This is a genomic window from Thalassospira sp. GB04J01 (genome assembly GCF_000751115.1).
In the GTDB taxonomy this organism is placed as follows: domain Bacteria; phylum Pseudomonadota; class Alphaproteobacteria; order Rhodospirillales; family Thalassospiraceae; genus Thalassospira; species Thalassospira lucentensis.
The window spans coordinates 294,966-317,000 of record NZ_CCDX020000008.1 but is presented as its reverse complement, the minus strand read 5'-3'; the positions used below and the strand labels follow the sequence as shown (position 1 = coordinate 317,000).

20 protein-coding genes and 1 tRNA gene are annotated in these 22,035 nt (G+C 53.7%); 11 read left to right on the top strand and 10 right to left on the bottom strand.

Going from position 1 to position 22,035, the window contains the following annotated elements; genetic code table 11:
* Positions 1-39: 39 nt before the first annotated feature.
* Positions 40-1,155, bottom strand: coding sequence for a hypothetical protein (locus AMM48_RS06615; RefSeq protein ID WP_102783409.1), 1,116 nt, complete (start codon positions 1,153-1,155; stop codon positions 40-42).
* Between the two features lie 83 nt (positions 1,156-1,238).
* On the opposite strand from AMM48_RS06615, the gene AMM48_RS06610 reads away from it, so the two are divergent.
* On the top strand, positions 1,239-1,454 hold the full coding sequence (locus AMM48_RS06610) for a hypothetical protein (protein WP_102783408.1): 216 nt from the start codon (positions 1,239-1,241) through the stop codon (positions 1,452-1,454).
* A gap of 90 nt (positions 1,455-1,544) precedes the next feature.
* The gene (secA, locus tag AMM48_RS06605) at positions 1,545-4,247 is read left to right on the top strand and encodes a preprotein translocase subunit SecA (RefSeq protein WP_102783407.1); all 2,703 of its coding nucleotides are present in this window, start codon (positions 1,545-1,547) and stop codon (positions 4,245-4,247) included.
* Positions 4,248-4,325: 78 nt separating this feature from the next.
* Here the strand turns inward: secA and AMM48_RS06600 are convergent, their stop codons facing one another.
* Complete coding sequence (locus AMM48_RS06600) at positions 4,326-5,408, bottom strand: alpha/beta hydrolase (RefSeq protein ID WP_244271137.1); 1,083 nt, start codon at positions 5,406-5,408, stop codon at positions 4,326-4,328.
* Between AMM48_RS06600 and AMM48_RS06595 the strand changes: the two genes are divergently transcribed.
* The 4 genes from AMM48_RS06595 to AMM48_RS06580 all read left to right on the top strand — a co-directional run bounded on the left by AMM48_RS06595 (position 5,368) and on the right by AMM48_RS06580 (position 8,577).
* On the top strand, positions 5,368-6,822 hold the full coding sequence (locus AMM48_RS06595; RefSeq protein ID WP_158246433.1) for an ankyrin repeat domain-containing protein: 1,455 nt from the start codon (positions 5,368-5,370) through the stop codon (positions 6,820-6,822). The genes AMM48_RS06600 and AMM48_RS06595 overlap by 41 nt on opposite strands.
* 78 nt (positions 6,823-6,900) lie before the next feature.
* Positions 6,901-7,332 (top strand): 8-oxo-dGTP diphosphatase MutT, encoded by a 432-nt coding sequence (gene mutT, locus AMM48_RS06590; RefSeq protein WP_102783405.1) that lies wholly within the window; start codon positions 6,901-6,903, stop codon positions 7,330-7,332.
* Positions 7,333-7,397: 65 nt separating this feature from the next.
* Positions 7,398-8,162 carry a molybdopterin-binding protein gene (locus AMM48_RS06585; RefSeq protein WP_102783404.1) on the top strand — a complete coding sequence of 255 codons (765 nt, stop codon included), beginning with the start codon at positions 7,398-7,400 and terminating at the stop codon, positions 8,160-8,162.
* A gap of 73 nt (positions 8,163-8,235) precedes the next feature.
* Positions 8,236-8,577 carry a hypothetical protein gene (locus AMM48_RS06580; protein WP_102783403.1) on the top strand — a complete coding sequence of 114 codons (342 nt, stop codon included), beginning with the start codon at positions 8,236-8,238 and terminating at the stop codon, positions 8,575-8,577.
* A 78-nt stretch (positions 8,578-8,655) separates the two neighbouring features.
* On the opposite strand, the gene AMM48_RS06575 is transcribed toward AMM48_RS06580, so the two are convergent.
* The 3 genes from AMM48_RS06575 to AMM48_RS06565 form a co-directional block, all read right to left on the bottom strand.
* Complete coding sequence (locus tag AMM48_RS06575; protein WP_022730906.1) at positions 8,656-8,907, bottom strand: hypothetical protein; 252 nt, start codon at positions 8,905-8,907, stop codon at positions 8,656-8,658.
* A gap of 64 nt (positions 8,908-8,971) precedes the next feature.
* Entirely contained in the window at positions 8,972-9,658 is a 687-nt protein-coding gene (gene bluB / locus AMM48_RS06570) for a 5,6-dimethylbenzimidazole synthase (protein WP_102783402.1), read from the bottom strand.
* A 159-nt stretch (positions 9,659-9,817) separates the two neighbouring features.
* Positions 9,818-11,032, bottom strand: a complete 1,215-nt coding sequence (locus tag AMM48_RS06565; protein ID WP_244271136.1) for an autotransporter domain-containing protein — start codon at positions 11,030-11,032, stop codon at positions 9,818-9,820.
* Positions 11,033-11,441: 409 nt separating this feature from the next.
* On the opposite strand from AMM48_RS06565, the gene AMM48_RS06560 reads away from it, so the two are divergent.
* Positions 11,442-11,529: transfer RNA gene (locus AMM48_RS06560), tRNA-Leu, on the top strand.
* A gap of 293 nt (positions 11,530-11,822) precedes the next feature.
* Here the strand turns inward: AMM48_RS06560 and AMM48_RS06555 are convergent.
* Entirely contained in the window at positions 11,823-12,551 is a 729-nt protein-coding gene (locus AMM48_RS06555; protein WP_158246432.1) for a transporter substrate-binding domain-containing protein, read from the bottom strand.
* A gap of 309 nt (positions 12,552-12,860) precedes the next feature.
* On the opposite strand from AMM48_RS06555, the gene AMM48_RS06550 reads away from it, so the two are divergent.
* Together AMM48_RS06550 and AMM48_RS06545 are read left to right on the top strand one after the other, a co-directional pair.
* A complete protein-coding gene (locus AMM48_RS06550) occupies positions 12,861-13,247 on the top strand; it encodes a hypothetical protein (protein WP_240626263.1) in 387 nt (128 codons plus the stop codon).
* Between the two features lie 21 nt (positions 13,248-13,268).
* Complete coding sequence (locus AMM48_RS06545; RefSeq protein ID WP_022730912.1) at positions 13,269-13,544, top strand: DUF3572 domain-containing protein; 276 nt, start codon at positions 13,269-13,271, stop codon at positions 13,542-13,544.
* 18 nt (positions 13,545-13,562) lie between these two features.
* Here AMM48_RS06545 and AMM48_RS06540 read toward each other — a convergent pair whose 3' ends face one another.
* Together AMM48_RS06540 and AMM48_RS06535 are read right to left on the bottom strand one after the other, a co-directional pair.
* The gene (locus AMM48_RS06540) at positions 13,563-14,099 is read right to left on the bottom strand and encodes a GNAT family protein (RefSeq protein ID WP_102783400.1); all 537 of its coding nucleotides are present in this window, start codon (positions 14,097-14,099) and stop codon (positions 13,563-13,565) included.
* A gap of 20 nt (positions 14,100-14,119) precedes the next feature.
* Positions 14,120-14,956 (bottom strand): undecaprenyl-diphosphate phosphatase, encoded by an 837-nt coding sequence (locus AMM48_RS06535; protein WP_181951553.1) that lies wholly within the window; start codon positions 14,954-14,956, stop codon positions 14,120-14,122.
* Positions 14,957-15,221: 265 nt separating this feature from the next.
* Here AMM48_RS06535 and AMM48_RS06530 point away from each other — a divergent pair, with 265 nt between their 5' ends.
* Positions 15,222-16,652, top strand: a complete 1,431-nt coding sequence (locus tag AMM48_RS06530) for an NAD(P)-dependent oxidoreductase (RefSeq protein WP_102783398.1) — start codon at positions 15,222-15,224, stop codon at positions 16,650-16,652.
* A gap of 30 nt (positions 16,653-16,682) precedes the next feature.
* A complete protein-coding gene (gltB, locus tag AMM48_RS06525; protein WP_102783397.1) occupies positions 16,683-21,248 on the top strand; it encodes a glutamate synthase large subunit in 4,566 nt (1,521 codons plus the stop codon).
* Between the two features lie 162 nt (positions 21,249-21,410).
* On the opposite strand, the gene AMM48_RS06520 is transcribed toward gltB, so the two are convergent.
* A complete protein-coding gene (locus tag AMM48_RS06520; protein ID WP_102783396.1) occupies positions 21,411-21,638 on the bottom strand; it encodes a hypothetical protein in 228 nt (75 codons plus the stop codon).
* A 168-nt stretch (positions 21,639-21,806) separates the two neighbouring features.
* Positions 21,807-22,031, bottom strand: coding sequence for a hypothetical protein (locus tag AMM48_RS06515; RefSeq protein ID WP_102783395.1), 225 nt, complete (start codon positions 22,029-22,031; stop codon positions 21,807-21,809).
* Positions 22,032-22,035: the final 4 nt, after the last annotated feature.

The window sequence follows — 22,035 nt, the reverse complement described above, 5'->3', positions numbered from 1 at the left end:
GCATCCCGAACGATTGATTAAATCAGAACTTCCTGTTCTTTAGGCCTGAACGTCTTGTTGTTGGGTTGGATCAAGGACGGGAACGGTTTCACCGGTCGGGAACGAGAAGGTCGCACCATTATCGTCCTGACCAAAACGTCCCATCGGCATTAACATATCAACCGTCAGGTTAAGCTGCGGTTTGCCCGTGCCGTCGTCTGGTGCGGACTGGTTAATGCCACGGACAATTAGGGTTGCCTGTTCCATGAACTGTTCGGTGATCTGCGCGTTGAGTGCGGCCATGCGTTCGGCTGCCAGTGTCTGACCAGACGCCGCTTCGCCGGAAGTCCCATTAGCGTTTTCACCGTCTTGACCGTTGCCATCCGTGCCAACCGTTGCGTTCATCAGCTCGCGGATAAAATCAGCAACGCCGTTATCTGACATGTCAAACAGAAGTCCGCCATTTTCGGCATTGGCTGGATTGCCAAGGACATCGACCAGCGAACCACCGCCAAGACCATCCATCACCGCACCAAGGGCGCCAAGGGCTGCCCCCATGCTGTTGCCAATGGCAATGGCTTCGGTGCGGACGACTTCAATCTTGGAGGCCTGATAGTTAAACGAAAACTCGCCGGTTTCGTTATTGATGCTGATATCAAGCGACTGCACTGCCATCATCGCAGACTCGGACGTACCAACGGCCGAACCATTGGCGCCGGCGTATGAAATTGCCGTTCGGCTATGACTTGCGATGGCCTGATCAAAGGAAAATTCAAATTGGTCTTCGCCTTTTGCCGCGTCGCGAATGCCGTTAAACATGGCATCGGTGGCGGCAATGGCGTCGTCTTCGGTCATACCCGAAAGCTGAAACATTTCTTCGACGCTGCCGCGGACAAGCTCAAGCGATACGTCGAGTGCGCGTTCAAACAGCTCGTCGGTGGTCAGCGGCTTGGTTGAAAGCCCCTTGCCACTGGCCGGGGACAGCTGTGCCGAATTGTTATGCGCGGCCAGTGCATCATCAGAAAGAGCAACCGGATCGACCCGCTGTCGCGCGTTGGTATTGGTCTGCGCTGCATCCTGCTGGGTTTCGGTGCCGGGTTTTGTAAACTGCTGACGCGCATCCTGCAGGGCAGATTGCCCTTGTCGAAATGGATTAAGCGCGGAAAAATCGACCATTTCCTCCTCCTGAGGATTTCTTGACGGTCAGGTGCAGGTGACAAGTCCAAAAAGACAGGGCGTACTGAACCGGCGCGTCGAAAATGAGCTACTTGCTCATGCAGATTAAAATTGAACTGAAATTATACGTTGTTTTTTTTAGATTCTCAAGCCGCAAGCCGTCAGACGTTGTTTTGCAACAGATTGCAGGGGCTCCAAAGGCAAAAATCAGGCCTGATTTTGGGGTAAAAGGGCGAAATTTTCGCCCAGAACTGGCTAAAACCAGCCATAACATTAGCGATATTGGTTCGTTCCGTTGACAGATGGCGGGCAGGGTTCTATCTGTGATCGAGCCCCGGCCTGTGGTCGCTGCTCTATATCTGTTTATTCATTTGTTCAGGAACGTATTAATGCTCGGCTCCATCGCCCGGAAAATTTTCGGTTCTGCTAACGATCGTGAAGTCAAAGTCCTGCATGCCACGGTCGAGCAAATCAATGCCCTGGAACCCGAAGTCGAGAAACTCTCAGACGATGAACTGCGCGCCCGCACCGACTGGCTGCGCGAACGTCTGAAGAATGGCGAGACTCTCAAGGACATTTTGCCCGATAGCTTTGCGACGGTTCGCGAAGCTGCCAAACGTGTGCGCGGTGAACGTCACTATGATGTTCAGCTGCTTGGCGGCATGGTTTTGACATCCGGTAAAATCGCCGAGATGAAAACTGGTGAGGGTAAAACGCTCGTTTCGACTTTGCCGGTTTATCTGAATGCCATCGAAGGCAAGGGCGTTCATGTTGTGACAGTCAACGACTATCTGGCCCGTCGCGATGCGGAATGGATGGGCGAAGTTTATGGCTTCCTTGGTTTGACGGTCGGCGTGGTCATGCATGGCATGACCGATGATATGCGCCGTTCGGCATATGCCTGTGACATTACCTATGCGACCAACAACGAGCTTGGTTTCGATTATCTGCGCGATAATATGAAATTCCGCCTCGAAGATATGGTGCAGCGTCCGTTCAATTTTGCGATCGTCGATGAAGTCGACAGCATCCTGATTGACGAAGCCCGCACCCCGTTGATTATTTCCGGTCCCGCCGAGGACAGTTCGGAGCTTTATCGCGCCATTGACGCGCTGATCCCGAAACTGACCGAAGAAGATTATGAGAAAGACGAAAAAGCCCGCGCGGTTACCCTGACAGAAGACGGCACGGAAAATGCCGAACGTCTTCTGGGTGAAATGGAAATCCTGACCGAGGGCACGCTGTATGACGTTGCCAACGTTCACCTTGTCCATCACGTCAATCAGGCCCTGCGTGCGCATAAGCTGTTCCAGAAAGACACCGATTACATCGTCAAGGACGACAAGGTTGTCATCATTGACGAATTTACCGGTCGTATGATGGAAGGCCGCCGGTATTCCGATGGCTTGCATCAGGCACTTGAGGCCAAGGAACAGGTCAAGATCCAGAACGAAAACCAGACCTTGGCGTCGATCACGTTCCAGAACTATTTCCGTCTGTATCCGACCCTTGCGGGCATGACCGGTACGGCCATTACCGAGGCCGAGGAGTTCGAGGAAATCTACGAACTTAAGGTCGTGGAAATCCCGACCCATCGCCCGATTGCCCGTAAAGACGCCGATGACGAGATTTATCGCACCGCAAATGAAAAGTGGATCGCGATTTCCGAACTTCTGGCCGACTGCCATCAACGTGGCCAACCGGCCCTTGTTGGTACAGTATCGATTGAGAAGTCCGAAATTCTGGGCGCGCTTCTTAAGGAAAAGAAAATTCCGCACGAAGTTCTCAATGCCAAGCAGCATGAACGCGAAGCCCTTATTGTTGCCCAGGCAGGTGCGCCGGGTGCCATTACGATTGCAACCAACATGGCCGGTCGTGGGACCGACATTAAGCTTGGTGGTAACGTTGAGATGCGCGTCGAGCATGAATTGGCCGATGTCACTGACGAAGCCAAACGGGCTGCTGCGATTGAGAAAATCAAAGCCGAAGTCAAAACCGATCAGCAAAAAGTTCTTGATGCTGGTGGCTTGTTCGTCATTGGGACTGAACGCCATGAATCGCGCCGTGTGGATAACCAGTTGCGTGGTCGTTCAGGCCGTCAGGGTGATCCGGGCGGGTCGAAATTCTTCCTGTCGCTTGAAGATGACCTGATGCGCATTTTCGGGTCCGAACGTATGGACGGCATGCTTCAGAAACTTGGGTTGCAGGAAGGTGAGGCGATCTATCACCCGTGGATCAACAAGGCGCTCGAAAAGGCACAGCAGAAAGTCGAAGGCCGTAACTTTGACATTCGTAAAAACGTGCTGAAATTCGATGATGTCATGAATGACCAGCGTAAGGTCGTTTACGAACAGCGCCGTGATTTGATGCAGGCCAAACATGTCGCCGAAGACGTTGCCGATATGCGTGCAGAAGTCATCGAAGACATGGTCGAAAAATTCTGTCCGGTAAAAGTCTATCCCGAGCAATGGGAAGTTGCCAGCCTGCACGAAGAAGTCACGCGTCTTCTGGGCCTCAATCTGCCGATTTCTGATTGGGTTAAGGAAGAAGGCATCGATCCTGAAGTCATGCGCGAACGGATTAGTAAGGCTGCGGACGATAAAATGGCGGCAAAGGTTGCCAATTATGGTGCTGATATCATGCGTCAGGTCGAAAAAAGTCTGATACTTCAGCTTCTGGATCAGACTTGGAAAGATCATCTTCTGGCACTTGACCATCTGCGTCAGGGCATTGGTCTGCGCGCCTATGGTCAGCGTGATCCGCTTAATGAGTTCAAGCGCGAAGCGTTTAACATGTTCGAAGGCATGCTGGTAACCTTGCGTGAACGTGTGACACAGATGCTGTCGCATGTTGAATTGCAAAGCACGCCGCGTGAAGAAGACCTTGAACCGCGCAGCACACAGCAAGAAATGCACGAAAATCTTACCGACCATGCCGAAGGCGGTGATGACGGTGCCACGGTGCAGTCACGTCAGGCTGCCGGAAATGTTGACCCCAACAATCCAGCGACATGGGGCCGTGTTGCCCGTAATCAGCTCTGCCCATGTGGTTCGGGCAAAAAATACAAACATTGCCACGGTCAGCTCGGCTGATTGGATTGGCTGTGAAAAAGGAAACGCGCTTCTGAAAGGAAGCGCGTTTTTTGTTGCCGGACAGCATGATGGTTTCAATCAGGATGCTTTGTCTTGTGCGACCAACGGTTTGTCCGAAGCTGTTGGTAAATGGACGCGCAGGAACGATGTGACCGGTTCAAGCACATCATTATTGGTTGTCAGATAGAACCCCAGTGCGATCAATGTTCCCGCATGACCGGCCTCGGGGATTTCAACCAGTTTGGTGTCCGGGGCCAATTTGGCCAAGTTACGCGAATTGTGCGGGTAAACCGTATGATCGCGTGTTCCTGTGATCAGTAGCAGTGGCGGCATATGTGTCAGGTCCATCTCGACCGGCTGACTTTTAACCGCAGCCGTATCGCCAAAGGCATTTTGGGTTGCTTTGACGTCATAGGGATAAAAATCATACGGACCAGACAGGCCGATGATCCCGGCAATGTCACTGGCATTCATCTCAACCGCGCGCAGATAATCAGGATCGGCGACGAGCTGAACGGCGTTGTATGCACCGGCCGAGTGACCCGCAAGGATCATCGGGCCAGCAGCGATCTTGTTGGGGTTCTGTTCGCCAAAATCTTTCATGAAGGCCACAGCCCGCGCGCAATCTTCGATGAATTGTGGAAAATGCACATCGGGTACGAGTCGGTAGTCGGGAACGGCGACCGCATAGCCCATCTCGGTGAAACGTTTGGCGACAAAGGCGTATTGCGCCTTGTTTCCAGCATCCCACGACCCACCATAAAACCAGACAATCAGTGGTGCGGGCGCGCTGACATCATCTGGCAAATATAGATCAAGCTTATGGCGCGGTGCATCACCATAGGCCAGATCGGTGAAGGTCGGTTGATAATTACCTGCCTGAAGCTGATTAAAGGCGGAAAGTTTGTCGCAACCTGCTAGGAATAGCGCGGCAATCAGGGCATTCGCGGTTAGTTTGAGTATGCGCATTGTCACCATAAAGCAGATGCTGTTGACTGAAATGTAATACCCTATACGTAGATACTGCTCATAGGGATTGCTTTCATTTTCAAGGGAATAGGCTGTGCAGGACGCGCAAGGCTTGAGTAAGACATCACGGGTGATATCGGCAGCGTTTTCGATGCTGTTTGCAGTTACGTCGTCATCGGTCGCATTCGCCAATGAAAGTGCCGATGAAAGTACAAATGATGCAGCCTATGAGGCAGCCATTGCCAATATGGGCGAACACCCCGATGTCGCCGAACGTATGGTCAACAAGCGCGATGATGCCGTCGGGCTGCTGGACCGGATGTTGTTTCTATTTGCCTTTAAGGACGATAGCCCGGCGCGAACCAGCGATATTCAGGCATTGCAAATCAAAATTGATCAGGCTGTCGCGCCCCTAACCGATGGATACATGCGCGCGGTGGTCGGGCCAACCGTGGTCTTCGATGGCACGGCACTGAGTTTGGAGCCAACCATCGTCTTGGCGTCGAGTACGGGTTTTGCCAATACGCATTCTGCCTTTTACGCCATACCTTGCGCGGTTCTACAGAAAAAACCGGAATTGCTGGATGTGACGGCCCCGATGTTTGGCGGCAATCGTGACAATTTCATGCCGCGATCAGGCTGCGTTTGGGGGCGAGGTGAAGTTGCCGATTATCCGATCGACGCCTTAAGCAGCTATATGTATGTCGCCGACGGTGCGACGGGCGATATGTTTGGCCCCAACCAGGGAAGCATTCGCTTCGCGCAGGCCGCTGCTCAGCAATGGGGTATGCAAATCGCCATGCTTGATCCGGATGCTCTATTACCGGCCCCTCCCGGATCCCGTAAACCATTTGAAGTCTGGTCTTATCTTTCGTGGGCGAACCGCGATGTTTTCAACGCCATTACCCGCGAGCTTTCCACGACCCGTAAAGCACTGATTTCCTATTGGCAGTCAAACGGGAAAGATCGTGAAACGGCAACGGAAATTGCGCGAAACACATTGTTTAGCGTTGTCTATGGTGCTGATTGCGATACGGCGGTTCCACTAAATTCCTTGCGGGTGATGTTGGTCGATGATCGCCCGCTTACCGACATTGAAAATATTGCCCAACAGAACACAGGGCAGGACGGTGATCTGTTTGAAAACTGTGCGGCCTATGCCGGGATTGATCCGTTGCTTCATATCGCGGTCGCCCGCCCGGAAAGCCTCGATGTGTTACGTGCAAACGGGTATTTCGACGATGTTGAAGCCCGTAACGGATTTGGCAAAACCGCATTGATGGCAGCCGCACAGCGCGGCAGTTTGACCGCGGTTAAATGGTTGCTGGATCATGGTGCCGATGTTGCCGCGCGTACTGATCCCGGCGATGAATGGCTTTATCCCCGGCATGGTCAACGTACCGCCCTTCATTACGCCGCCGCATCCGGGGCGATTGAGATTGTGAAAGTTCTGATCAAGGCCGGGGCCGAATGTAGTGCGACCGATGATTTAGGGTTTTCGGGGCGTGATTACCTTCTGGGGCGCGACGATTTACCGGGAAATGCAACAATTTCAGCCGCAGATCAGGCCGCCCTTTTGCAAATTCTTGATCCTGACGGTAAATAAGATCATGCGCCCCTTGGCGAAGTCGGACTTGCGCGATAAAACAGGATCATGATCATACAACAACAAGATAAGGGCTGCATGTCGGTTGACCTGCGCCAGGGGAAAGCCCCCGAAAAAACAGTGTTTGTTAGTGCGGTGGCATTGGTGGACGCGGACCACCGCGTTTTGATCGCCCAGCGCCCCGAAGGCAAATCCATGGCCGGCCTTTGGGAATTTCCCGGTGGTAAGGTCGAAGCGGGCGAAACGCCGGAAATGGCACTTGTGCGTGAGCTTAAAGAAGAGCTTGGCATCGACATCACCGAAAGCTGCCTTGCCCCCTTTACATTCGCGTCCTTCACCTATGATGATTTTCATCTGATGATGCCGCTTTATCTGTGTCGGGTGTGGAAAGGCGACATCACACCGATGGAAAATCAGCAGGTCAAATGGGTGCGCCCGGTGCGTTTGGGGGATTACCCGATGCCGCCGGCTGATGTACCGCTTGTGGCAATGTTACGCGATTTTCTCTGAGCCGTTTGCGGCTTGAATACGTATCGCTTGATACGAACAAATATGAATGAAGTTGTGGGGATATCATGTCTGATCCGGTGCGCGCCTGTTTGATCATTATCGGCAATGAAATCCTGTCGGGTCGAACCCATGACAAGAACCTGCCGTATCTGGCCGAAGAACTTAATACCCTTGGCGTGCGACTGGCCGAAACGCGGGTTATCCCCGATATCGAACAAACCATCATCAATGCCGTCAATGAATGTCGCGCCGCGTTTGATTACGTCTTTACCACCGGTGGCATTGGCCCGACCCATGACGACATCACATCCGAATGCGTCGCCAAGGCATTTGGGGTTCCGATTGAACTCAATGCCGATGCGCACGCACTGTTGAAAAGTCATTATGAGAACCCCGAAGATTTGAACGCGGCCCGTTTGCGCATGGCGTATGTGCCCGTCGGGGCGGAACTGATTGATAATCCGATTTCCAAGGCGCCCGGTTTTCGCATGGAAAACGTCTATGTCATGGCGGGCGTGCCCATGATCATGCAGGCAATGTTCCAGGGCATTAAGCACCAACTGGTCGGCGGACGCCCGATGGTGTCGCGCTCGGTTGGTGGCTATATCCCCGAAGGCACGATTGCCAAGGTTCTGGGTGAAATTCAGGGTGATTTTCCCAACACCGATATCGGTTCCTATCCGTTCCTGCGCGAAGGCAAGCTTGGGACAACCTTGGTTGTGCGCGGTGAAAATGCCGACGAGGTCAATCAGGCTTCTGAACGGATCCGAACCACGATCACCGATCAGGGACGTGATGTCATCGAAGATACCGGCGAAGTGTCTGCCTGATTGTTTTTCATCAAGGCTCCAAGGGTTCAGAACGGGTAAGCTTGGTTTGATTTCCGCTTAGGGGTTCGTGCCAATGACGCCGTCAGACGACAGCAACACGCCGCAAGACGACCCACGCAACAGCAAAGCTGCGCGTGAAGGCCGGTTGATTATTAAATTTCTGATCGAACATACCGCCTATGGCGGATTTGGGGCGGTGGTGTTTGGCTGTCTGGTGCTGTTTTTCGATGTCGGCGGGATTTACAGTCTTGCGATGGCATCACGCGACGCACCGATCTTCATCTTTCTGCTGTTCTTTGGCCTGTTCATCACCTTTGGCGGGATCAGCATGGGTATGGGGATTATGGGGCTGGGGAGTTTTTCCGATGATGATCGATACCGCGATGAACGTACCCGCCAACGTGACGATGACTAAGGCCTGCGGCGCGATATTTTCCGGACATGAAAAAGGCGCCAGATGATGGCGCCTTTGTTCTTGGGGCATAGGGATTGATCAGGGACGATCCGCACCGGTTTTTGACCGAATAACACGCGCGACGATCATGCCGATGATCCAACCGGCCAATGGCACGACAAAGATATAATCAAACATTGGATGTGTTGTGTCGCCGCCGGTTATCGCAAGGATGAAACCAACCCAGCCTGCCGTAAGCAAATAGCCCATAATCTTGAAATAGATCGCATTGGACAGCGTTTTCTTTTCAGGCTGCTCGGGGTTTTGTGGTTGGCCTTTGTCGGCAGACATCCTGATATTCCTTGTGCGTGGTTATTGTGTTGTGTGCGGCTGTGTGTGGGCACGCACGTTGGCTTTAACGTTCGAGGGTGAGGGCGCTGGGATCAATGCGGTCCTGCCAACCTTCGCGGACCAGTTCAGGGACAACATGGTCTTCTTCCGGATAGCCGATGCAAAGATAGGCAATCAGGCGCCAGTGTTCGGGCACTTCAAGCGTTTCCTGAACGGTTTTGGGTTCGAGGATTGACACCCAGCCAACGCCGATCCCCTTGACCCGTGCTGCCAGCCACAAGAGCTGTACGGCGGCCACGGCAGAATAATCAAGCATCTCGGGCATGGTTTTGCGACCCAACCCCATGCCAGCTTCGGTCTGTTCATCGGCAAATACCGCAAGCTGCACCGGTGCCTGATCCATGCCCTGTAATTTAAGCGATGCATAAAGCTTGGCGCGCTCACCGTGATACTCGTTAAGCGCTTCCTGATTGGCGCGCTCAAAACTGTCGCGGATGGCTTTACGGCGTGCGGTGTCATTGACCTTTACAAAGCGCCACGGCTGACAATTGCCAACCGACGGGGCAAGGCAGGCTTCTTTGATCAATCCGTCAATATCGTCTTTTGGGATCGGGTCGGTACGAAACCGCCGTACGTCCCGCCGCCACAGCAAAAGATCGATAAACTGCCTTTGAAATTCTGGATCAAAGACCGGCGGCGTCAGGGCATCTGTACCCGTGTCGTCAGGGGTTTTGATATCGGGCGTGGTCATGCGCAAACCTGCTGGAATTGGCGTTTGTGTACTTAGGTGTGCACCCTACCTGTCAGATTGATCCGCGCCAATAGCTAGATGCCTGTCACAACCGCAATCAGCGATTCTCTCACTGTTTCGTCAGATCAAAAGGAGCAGGATGGGAGGGTTTATCAGACCCTAGAATTTGAAATCGACGGTGACGAGGCCCGAGTAATCGCTGTGCTGGATTTCATATGTGAATTTCCGACGCATTTCAAAGCTGACCTGACCGGGGAATTTGCCCCACTCGTGGGTCAATCCGCCCCCTGTTTCAAGATAGATGTTGGTACTTTCCGTGTTGATATAGGGGCTTAATGTGCCATAGCCACGGGGCAATTCTTCGGTCATGGAGAATTCAGAACGAATTCCTTCCAGCATTTCGCTATCTGTTGCCATTTCGCGGAAACCTTGAATGCTCATGCCAAAGTTCATCGGGTCATAGGCATATTCGCTGCCGGCAAAATATCGGGTTGATCCACTGCGACCATAGTCCTGATTCATCATCGCAATGGTTTCTTCCTGCCCGGCAAAGGGAATAATCCGATGGTTTCCCATCGATATGCGATAGCGGGCTTCGGCGACTGCATCAAATAGCTGGGTGTAGGCGGTGTTTTCCGGGATCATGCTGCCGTCGGTCGCGCGCGCAGATTTGACATTTTCGCGTGCGGTGATCATGTCGCCGTCAAGCTGAACTGTAAGTGGCAGGCTGCCAAATTCATATTCCGAGCCAAACCCGATGGAGTTTGAAATTGTGTTGCTTTCAAGTGCTTCGGCATAACGAAGAGTGTCGGGCCCTGTGCCAATAGCAGACTGGCTGATGGTGCTTTCGCCGAAGCTGACACTGCCGCGCAGATTAAGCCAATCGGTCATGCGCGCCACGAAATAGGGTGAAACTGCCAGATTGCTTTCGCGATATTCCAACTGCCGTGCACCAGACTCGCCTGCCGTACTGCCCCAGCCAACGCCAAGACCCAGCACCAAACCATCGGCCACCAGATAGTCGACCCCGCTATCAATCGAAACGGTGTCGCCGCTCAATCCGGGGTCATATCCTGTGCCTGCGATCCGGTTTTCAATGTCGGCTTGATTGCCGACAACCCATATGCTCAGCGGCACACTTGCGGAGCGTGATTGTGTTGGGAAGGTACCGGCAGCACTGTCAAAATCAAGTTTCTGGGCCAGCGACCGTAAAGCGGCCCGGCCTCCGAATGCTTCTAGAGTAGTCTCATCTCCTGTACCAAGTTCAAGTGCCGTTGCCGGTTGGGCCTCGGCTGGGATCGAATCGTCGAGCATCAAGGGCCCAAGCGTGCTGTCATAAAGGTCCTCGTCCATTTTATCGTAAAGCCGGTTCATATGACGTCGCCGGTTATTGGCCCGGTTCAAGGTTTCACTGCGTAAAATGGGGGTGTCGGGGCGCGCGCCACTGTTTCCGGCCAAAGCCAGAGGAACAAATTCAGCTATGCCACTACGGTGCAAATACAAGGCCGTTGAAGCCAGGCACACCGAAGCAATCAGGACAGTTGGCAAGGGCCTGTGCATATGTGTCAGCGCGTTGTAATTACCGGTACGCTGTATGCTGGCGATGAAATGTGCACCTAATATGGAGAAAGGCAGGCAATCATGCCGCATTGACAGCAGGCGCAGTAATGCAAAAGGATCAAATTCAACAACCACCGCCAAATGCAGCAATAGGATGTTGCACCAACGTCAAAGCCGCGCTAGAACCCTGATCTGCCGGTTCCAAAGCCGGATGTCGCGCGTTGCGGGCGTGGCGAAATTGGTAAACGCAGCGGACTTAAAATCCGCCGGTCCTAAAGACTTTGCCGGTTCAAGTCCGGCCGCCCGCACCATCATCCCAAATTACGAATGAACAAATTTCTGGGTTCCTCGGCCATGGGCGATGTGGCCGATTGGGCGATGTGGCCGATGCGGCACTGCCATGAAATAACCCGTTTTAACCCATAGATTGAATTGTGAGTCCGATACCGACTGTCGGTATTGGGGCTTCAACCTTGGTTGAAACAGGAGACTAAGATGATTCATCTAGTTGCTTTTGGCATTATTGCCGCGACGGCATTGTTCGCATCCTGATCTGATTGTTGGCATCTTGTATGCTCAACACATCAAAGCATTTACTGCACAGTTAAAGCGCGTTCGAATTGACCTGTTGAATGATCGGTTTTGGACGGCTTTTTGTGATGTGCTGGCGAAGGTGGCGCATGTCTATTTGCGTTGCCGGTGACGTCGCAAAATAGAAGGTTTGCGTCGTAACCGGCTCGGAACTGACGTGTATCATCTCGGCAAGTTCCGGGTAGGTGTGAAGCAGGCTGTCTAAGACAGCCTTCTCCATCAACCCGCCGTCCGCACGGTTGCTTGCGACCATGCGCAGGATCGTCAAATCATCGACAACCTCAATGGTGTCGACGTCTTGGCGGCGGCTTTCAAACGCATCCCCATACCAGTATCCCGCGCCAAGTGCGATGCGATGGTGCCAAACCTGCGATGCTTCCAATGGAGCGTCGCGGTGTGACAGCAGAACTGTGTCGCTGATCAGGATGGGAAACTCGTATTCCAGGCCGTATGTCTTTGCCTGCCCCTCTTCGGCGCAAAATATGACGTCGACATTGCCACTGCGTGCGGCTTCTATGGCGCGTTTCCAGGGAAAGACGTCGATGCGAACCGAATAGCCAAAGCCCTGCAATAGGTCCTCGACATAATCAACAAGAATACCACCGGGCTTTTCCCCATCAACGACATAGGGCGGCCACGGGCTGCAGGCCGCAATGATGTTTTCGCCATCCGCAAATGCGCTAACAGGGGCCATCGGCAAGGCAAATAGCAGAAACCGTAATCGGTGAAGAAGGCGGATCATCTGCTGGTCCATGAAAATGTGAGAAGAACTGTATGTATGCCCGATCAGCAGAAGTTTTTAGGCGCAAGGTATCTAAAAAAGTGGGCTGATCTGCGCCTTTGTTGCCAAGTAATTGTTTTTGTGCCCGGAATGCAAATAGCATGAGTTCGAAAAATTTTACCAGATGCCGCATGGGCTCTTTGATTGGAAAATGCGCGGTAAGCTGTGACGAGATGCACAGTTTGATTTGGTTTACCGGATTTAAATCGGTTGGGCATATGAACAAGGGAAAGCTGCAGGTGGCGCAATGATGGAAGTGACCCATTGAACATGATCGATAAAGAAGACGAAGGACCACGCAAGAAAGAGCGGATCGGCAAATATGTCGTTCCCGAGGAGCGTGCGGCCAATATCGTCAAACAGCTCGATGAGTTCTTGCGTAAAGGACCCAGTAAGGGACTTAAATATTCCCGTTGGCAGCAACTGGCTTGGTATGAAGTTGTCGATGAAATCAAGCGCGCCGAAGCGGCCCAGAAAAATCAGGACACTCTGACCAAATCGGCATTCCTTAGTCTGGCGATTGGTTTTGGCACCGTTGGTTTCTGGGGACTTGTTTTATTGGCGGGAAACGGTCTGGGTGGTATTGCCGCAGGCGTGATTGTTATCGCCGGGCTTGTGATCTGGCGGGCAATGGCCAAGGCAAACTGGTTTAAATGACCCTGTTGGGTGGGAAACACGATGAATAAGGACGCAGCTGAAACACTTGCCATTCAGGCCGTGGCGCATATCGCCGGTGATGAAGAACTGTTGCAGGGGCTTTTGGCGCAAACCGGCATGGGGCTTGATGACCTGCGTAAGGGCATTGCGACAAACGAAGTGCAGCTCGGCGTGCTTGACTTTTTACTATCGCACGAGCCATTTCTGATGCGCTTTGTTGATTTGTCTGATTATGCGCCCGAAGATCCGGCGCGTGCGCAACTGGTCCTGTCTGGTGGGCCGATCTGGCAGGACTGATCAGCCTTGAGGCCGGTGTCAGGCAATGATGGATGGATGTGGCGTGATATCGGGGCGCGGATCGGTTCGCAGTAACCCGTAAATAACCGAGTCACGTATGCCAATATGGGTTTCCCATTCGCCGCGAAGTTGCCCTTCGCGCTTAAATCCCAGCTTCTCAAACGTTTTTAGGGACGCGTGATTGTCCGGGTCAATATCGGCATACACACGCCGTGCAGTTGTCGTCGCAAACAAGAACCCAATCGCATAAGACAATCCGCGTGCGGCAAAGTTTTGTCCGCGTGCCGCCGGTGCAACCATGCAGGCCGCTTCCCATACATTTGGATCACGGCCGATATTATAAAGCGATATCCGCCCAACAGCCGGACCATCTTCGGTCGGTGCGATGGTCCATGATGTTGCCTCAAAACCGTCGGTCCAGGATTTCAGTTTGGCAATAGTCGTTTTGACATCTGGAAAGGCCGGGTCAGGCAGCCACGTGCAGCAATCTGGGTTTCCAAAAATCGCATGTAGTGCCGGACCATCGGCAATCGGATTAAGCGGACGCATATACATTGGTAAGGGCTTTGTCGTGGTTAGCTCAGAAAGCCAAGGCTGATCGGAGCTTGGTCATACACGTAAACCCAGACAAGCAAACCGCCGCCCAGAAGAATTCGATAAATGGCAAACGGCGTGAAAGTCGACCGTTTCAACCAGTTCATCAGAACAGCAATGGCAATCAGGGCAGTGATGAACGATAGGCCCGCCGCCAAAAACACGTCTCGGGTCAGGGCCATGTCGCCTGATTGCTGCACATCGATACCTGCCAGAAGGCCCGCGCCCAGAATTACCGGGATCGACAACAGCATGGAAAACTGCGCTGCGTCAGATCGCTCATACCCCATGAAACGCGCCGCTGTCATGGTGATGCCCGACCGGCTTGTCCCCGGAACAAGGGCAAGAACCTGCGCCATGCCGATAAACAAGGCACCGCCCCAGCGCATGTGCTCAAGACGGTTGATGGTCATGCCGATCTTATCGGCAATCCACAGCACAATCCCAAAGCCAAGCGTCGTCCAGGCAATGACTGCCACAGAACGCATCTGTTCCTCGATGCCCGAAACCTTGAAATAGAAGCCAATCGCGACAACCGGGATGGTGGCAAGGATGATGTGCAGTGCGAGTCGCGCGCCAGGATTGATCCGACCGGACAAAAGAACGAAGAATCCGCCGATCATGGCGAAAACATCACGCCAGAAATAGATCAACACAGCGGCAAGTGTGCCGACATGAACCGATACATCTACCAATAAACCCTGATCTGCCGCACCTGTCAGGGCAGGGGCAAGGATCAGGTGTCCCGAAGAACTGATGGGCAGGAATTCCGTGATCCCCTGGACGACTGCCAGAAGAATTATATGTTGTAACGTCACTCCGGCCTCTATGGCTGTTCTCGGCAAAAACTGATCGCTTATAGCAGTTTAGCCCGATTTGACGAAATGCATTAATAGTACCATTTTGGTACTAATGAAACTTTATTACAGGGGGATTCTCAGGGGCTCTCTGGGTATTTGGAATCGTCGCAGTATGATATATGTCAGTATTAATGACCTAATGTGCATTTAATGCTGGATTCTTGGGTATTTGCCACGTATATAAAGCGAAACCCGCAACATAAAACCCTTCCAGAGGGCCGCCATGACAGAGAAGATGCTGACATTTGTTCATTTAGAACAAAAATATCCGCACAAAAGAGATGCCTCCGCGCGTCGGACGGACTTTGATGAGATTTATGAGCCTTTCGAGGACAGCTCGGCCGCCGATCAAGCGTCGCGTTGTTCGCAGTGCGGTGTGCCGTTCTGTCAGGCGCATTGTCCGTTGTACAATAACATCCCCGACTGGCTGAGCCTGACGACCGCTGGGCGCCTTGAAGAAGCCTATGCCATTTCGGCGGCGACCAACAATATGCCGGAAGTCACGGGTCGTATTTGCCCGCAGGATCGCCTGTGCGAAGGTAATTGCGTGATCGAACAGTCAACGCATGGGGCAGTGACCATCGGGTCTGTTGAAAAATACATCACCGATACCGCCTTTGCCAACGGTTGGGTCAAACCGCCCAAACCGGCCACTGAAAACGGCATGTCTGTCGGGATCATTGGCGGGGGTCCCGGTGGGATGGCTGCGGCTGAACAGCTGCGCCTTAAAGGATATGAAGTCCATATCTATGACCGTTATGACCGCATTGGTGGTCTTCTGGTTTATGGTATTCCGGGCTTCAAGCTTGAAAAAGATGTTGTTGAGCGCCGTGTGAAACTGCTCGAAGAAGGTGGTGTTGTCATGCACACCGAATTCGAAGTAGGTCGTGACGCATCGCTTGAAGACCTCCGCCGCAAACATGACAGCGTTTTGATCGCAACCGGTGTTTACAAGGCGCGTGACCTCAAATTACCGGGCGTTGGTTTGTCCAACATCTATCCGGCACTGGAATATCTGACCACATCGAACCGTCATGGACTGGGGGACAGTGTCCCGGCCTATGAAGACGGAACACTCAACGCCAAGGACAAGAATGTTGTCGTGATTGGTGGCGGGGATACCGCCATGGACTGTGTCCGTACCGCGATCCGTCAGGGGGCGAAATCGGTCAAATGTCTGTATCGCCGTGACCGTGCCAATATGCCGGGTTCCCAGCGCGAAGTTGCCAATGCCGAAGAAGAAGGCGTTGAATTCGTCTGGTTGACCAACCCCGAAGCATTCGTTGGTGACGACAAGGTAACCGGTGTTCGTGCGATTAAAATGCGCCTTGGTGCCCCGGATGCCGGTGGCCGGCAGAGCCCGGAAATCATCGAAGGGTCAAGCTACACCATGGATGCCGACATGGTGATCACAGCTCTTGGGTTTGAGCCCGAGGATTTGCCGACCCTGTTTGATGCGCCGGAACTTGGTGTGTCGCGTTGGGGAACGGTCAAAATCGATTTCCGCTCGATGATGACCAATCTTGATGGGGTGTTTGCCGCGGGCGATATCGCCCGTGGGGCATCGCTTGTGGTTTGGGCAATCCGTGATGGCCGCGATGCGGCAGACCGGATCGATGAATATTTGCTGGCGCGCAAAGAAGCTGCTGCTTAAAGCCTGCTGCCGCATGAGGAGAGAGACGTTATGAACAAAATCGTTCAGGACAAAGTAGTACAGGACCGGGGTGCGGCTGATATCGCCCGCTTCGAAAAGAACGCGGCCCATTTGCAGGCCAGCGGCATGTATGACCCGGCCGAGGAACACGCCAACTGTGGCGTTGGTCTTGTCGGGGCGATTGATGGTAAACCGCGCCGCGAAGTTGTCGAAGCCGGGATTGAGGCGCTCAAAGCCATCTGGCACCGTGGTGCTGTTGATGCCGATGGTAAAACCGGCGACGGGGCTGGTATCCACCTTCAGATTCCGCAGGATTTCTTTAAGGCATATCTTAAAGTTATTAATCAGGAAGCGCCCGAAAGCCTGATCGCGGTTGGTCAGGTCTTCTTGCCGCGTATCGACATGGCCGCACAGGAACGGTGCCGTGCGATTGTCGAAACCGAAATTCTCAAACAGGGGTATGGCATTCTTGGCTGGCGTCAGGTGCCGGTTGATGTCTCGGTCATCGGTGAAAAAGCCAATCAGACCCGCCCGGAAATCGAACAGGTCCTGATCGGTGTTCGTGACGATGTGGACGAAGAACAGTTCGAGATTGATCTGTATGCCATCCGTCGCCGCATTGAAAAAGCGGTCCTGTCCGAAGCGATCAAGGATTTCTACATCTGTTCGATGTCGTGCCGTTCAGTGATCTACAAGGGCATGTTCCTGGCCGAAGACGTCGATACCTTCTATCCGGATTTGCGCGATGAGCGGTTCGTGTCAAACTTCTGTGTCTATCATCAGCGTTATTCGACCAACACCTTCCCGAGCTGGCCATTGGCACAGCCGTTCCGTGTTCTGGCCCATAATGGCGAGATCAACACGCTGCGCGGTAACGTCAACTGGATGAAAAGCCACGAAGCACGCATGGCGCATGATGCGTTTGCCGAAAGCATTGATGACCTCAAACCGGTTATCCAGCCGGGGTCATCTGACTCGGCGGCTTTGGATGCCGTGTTCGAGCTGATGGTCCGTGCCGGTCGTGATCTGCCGATGGTGAAAACCATGATGGTGCCCGAAGCATGGTCGAAAAAGGCCTCCACACCAGACAGCTATAAAAACCTCTATGCCTATTGCAATGCTGTGATGGAACCGTGGGATGGCCCGGCTGCTCTTGCGGCTTATGGCGGCAAATGGTTGCTGGGCGGGACCGACCGTAACGGGTTGCGCCCGCTGCGCTATGCGGTAACAGGCAATGGTCTTTTGATTGCCGGGTCCGAAGCGGGCATGGTGCATATCGACGAAGAAAGCTGCATTGAAAAAGGCCGCCTCGGCCCGGGACAGATGATTGCGGTCAACCTTGAAGAAGGCAAACTGTTCCACGATGGTGAGCTCAAAGACCGTCTGGCAAATCGTCGCGACTGGTCGAAATGGGTCGGTCGGACCAAGGTCCTTGATGACCTGATTTCGCCTGATCGCATCGAACCAGCACACATTAAAAAAGAACATCTTCTGCGGTTGCAGAAATCAATGGGCCTGACCCACGAAGACCTCGAACTGATCCTTCATCCGATGGGCGAAGACGGCAAGGAAGCTATCGGTTCGATGGGTGATGATACCCCGCTTGCGATCCTGTCGGATCGGTATCGTGGTTTGCATCATTTTTTCCGTCAGAACTTCTCGCAGGTGACCAATCCGCCGATCGATTCCCTTCGTGAAGCCCGCGTCATGAGCTTGAAAACCCGTTTGGGCAACCTTGGCAACATCCTTGATGAGGATGAAAGCCAGTGTGATCTGCTGCAGCTCGAAAGTCCGGTTCTGACCAATGCCGAATATGACGCGATGCGCGGTTATATGGGCGACACGGCGGTCGAAATTGACACCACCTTTGACATCGAAGGTGGCAAGCTTGCCTTGCGCGAAGCAATTTCACGCATTCAGCGCGAAGCCGAAGAGGCTGTGCGCGGCGGGGCATTGCACGTTATTCTGACCGACGAAGGTATTTCTGAAACCCGTGCGGCCATCCCGATGGTTTTGGCGACCGGTGGCGTTCACAGCCATCTGGTGAAAACGTCGCTTCGGACGTATATCTCGCTCAACATTCGCTCGGCGGAATGCATGGATGTGCATTACTTTGCCGTTCTGATCGGTGTCGGTGCGACCACGGTCAATGCGTATCTTGCACAGGAAGGTTTGCTGGATCGCTATGCACGCGGTCTGTTCCCGAATGTCGCGGGCAGCGTCGAAGTCATGCAGCGTTTCAAGGCCGCGATTGATGCCGGTTTGCTCAAGATCATGTCGAAAATGGGCATTTCGATCATCAGTTCCTATCGCGGGGGCTATAACTTCGAAAGCATTGGTCTGTCACGGTCCTTGGTGGCAGAATTCTTCCCGGGCATGCCGTCGCGCATTTCTGGTATTGGCCTGCAAGGTATTCAGCGTCGCTGCATTGCGCAGCACAAAGAAGCCTTTAACGGTAATGTTGTGACCTTGCCGGTTGGTGGTTTGTACAAATACCGCCGTTCGGGCGAGCGCCATGTCTGGACCGGTCCGCTGATCCATACGTTGCAGTCGGCCGTTACCACCGGCAGCTACAACACGTTCCGCAAATTCTCCGAAGGTCTGCGGTCGCGTGAGCCGCTGCATCTTCGTGATTTGCTTGATTTCCGCAGTGACCGCAAGGCCGTCCATCAGGACAAGGTCGAAAGCATCACCGAAATCCGCAAGCGGTTCGTCACCCCGGGCATGTCCCATGGCGCACTATCGACCGAGGCCCACGAGGCCCTTGCGATTGCCATGAACCGGATCGGTGCAAAATCGAACTCCGGCGAAGGTGGTGAATCGCGTGAACGTTTCCGCCCCCGTGCGAACGGCGATAATGCGCGCTCCTCGATCAAACAGGTTGCCTCGGGCCGCTTTGGCGTGACGGCGGAGTACCTTAATAACTGCGAAGAAATTCAGATCAAGGTCGCCCAGGGTGCAAAACCGGGCGAAGGCGGTCAGCTTCCGGGCTTTAAAGTCACGGTCGAAATCGCCCAGTTGCGGAATGCAACGCCGGGTGTGACCCTGATTTCACCGCCGCCGCACCATGATATCTACTCAATCGAAGATCTCGCACAGCTAATCTATGACCTCAAACAGATCAATCCGCGCTGTAAGGTCTGCGTCAAGCTGGTGTCGCGTTCTGGTGTCGGGACGATTGCCGCAGGTGTGGCCAAGGCAAAGGCCGATGTCATCCTGATTTCGGGTTATGATGGCGGAACGGGTGCAAGCCCGCAAACCTCGATTAAATATGCCGGTATTCCATGGGAAATGGGCCTGTCGGAAGTCAATCAGGTCCTGACACTCAACAACCTGCGTGACAAGGTCAAACTGCGCGTCGATGGCGGCTTTAAAACCGGCCGTGACGTGGTGATTGGTGCGATGCTCGGTGCCGAGGAATTTGGTATTGGCACCGCATCCCTGATCGCACTTGGTTGCATCATGGTGCGTCAGTGCCATTCCAACACCTGCCCGGTCGGGGTCTGTACACAGGACCCGGCATTGCGCGCCAAGTTTGTCGGCACAGCAGACAAGCTGGTTAACCTGTTCACCTTCATGGCCGAGGAAGTCAAAGACGTTCTGGCCGAGCTTGGCTATGACAATCTGCAAGACATCATTGGTCGTTCGGACCTGCTTCAGCAGGTTCACCGTGGTGCGAAGGACCTTGTTGACCTTGATTTGAACCCGCTTCTGGCACAGGCCGATGCCGGGGGACATGCACGCTATTGCACGACGGTTGGTCGCAACGAAGTGCCTGACACCCTTGATGCGCAAATGATCAAGGATGCCCGTCCGCTTCTTGAAGACGGCGAAAAAATGCAGTTGCAGTACAACATCCAGAATACCCAGCGTGCGATTGGCACGCGGATGTCGTCCCTGATCACGCAGAAATACGGCATGACCGGTTTGAAACCGGGCCACTTGCATGTCCGTCTGCGCGGATCGGCGGGCCAGTCACTGGGGGCCTTTGCGGTTCAGGGCTTGAAGCTCGAAGTGCAGGGCGATGCCAATGACTATGTCGGCAAGGGCCTTTCGGGGGGGACGATTGTTTTGCGTCCGCGTCCAAGCAGCCCGCTTAAGACCAACGAAAACACGATTATCGGCAACACCATCCTGTACGGTGCGTCGGCTGGTAAGCTGTTTGCGGCGGGTCAGGCCGGTGAACGTTTCTGTGTGCGTAACTCTGGCGCGACGGTGGTCGTCGAAGGATGTGGCTCGAACGGTTGTGAATATATGACCGGTGGTACGGCTGTTATCCTTGGGTCGGTTGGTGAAAACTTTGGCGCCGGGATGACCGGTGGCATGGCATTCATCTATGACGTCGAAGGCACGTTCGAGGAAGTCGTCAATGACGGTTCCATTCTTTTCCAGCGTATTGAAACCCAGCATTGGGACGAGCATTGCCGTTCCCTGATCGAGGAGCATGTCGCAGAAACCGAAAGCGGTTATGCTCGCACCATCCTTGATAACTGGGATCGCGAACGCGGTCACTTCTGGCAAATCGTGCCAAAGGAAATCGTTGATAAGCTGGAACATCCTATTCGCTCAATGAGCGAAGACCAGGCAACTGCGTGATCTGATCACGCTTTTGCGCAAGCTCCCTTGTCCAACACACCTGGACAAATAAACTGGCCCCGTACTTCGGTACGGGGCTCTTTTCTTTGCCGGGATTGATGGATCGGGATGCAAAAAGGCGGGTCAGAAATGGCCCGCCTTTTTATGTTTTGATGCAATGCTTTAAAGCAGAATGTTCAGATACGTCCCGCGCCGGGCATTGTGATCAATCTGGTCGCTGGCAATCAGGTTACGCAGGCGCGCAAGCTGGGCGGCGATGAAGCTGTCAGATGATGGTTGATCGGGGGTGGATACCGTCTGCCCACGCGCACGCACGCCGCCCTGTTGGGTGGTGCGGGCATCTTGCAATCCTGTTTGGGATGAACCAGTACCAATTCTGTTGGTGGGCATCTTACCGCTGACAATATCATTCAGATTTAACGCACCGCAATTCTAGCATGCGCTTGCCGGTTTGTCATGAACAGGACGCCGGGCCGGGCCGCTAAGCTGCCGTTGCCACGCAGACAGAAAAAAAGGGGTGGCACCTGCCACCCTGGAGGAAGCTAACGAGAGGGAAAATCACGTTAGGATATTAACGTTCGTACCGCGGGGGCCGCTGGTTTCAAGCGGCTGATGTTCCGTCACGATCGACCCGATGGTTTTGGCAAGGCTGGTTGCCTTGTTCATCGCGCCTTCGGCGGCGGCAAATGGCAATGACGGGTTGGCGCCACCTTGTGGTGTAATCGCCTCGTTAACGGCCTGCGCGGCGGCACTTAATCCTGAACCCTGAACTGAACCGATCATCCTG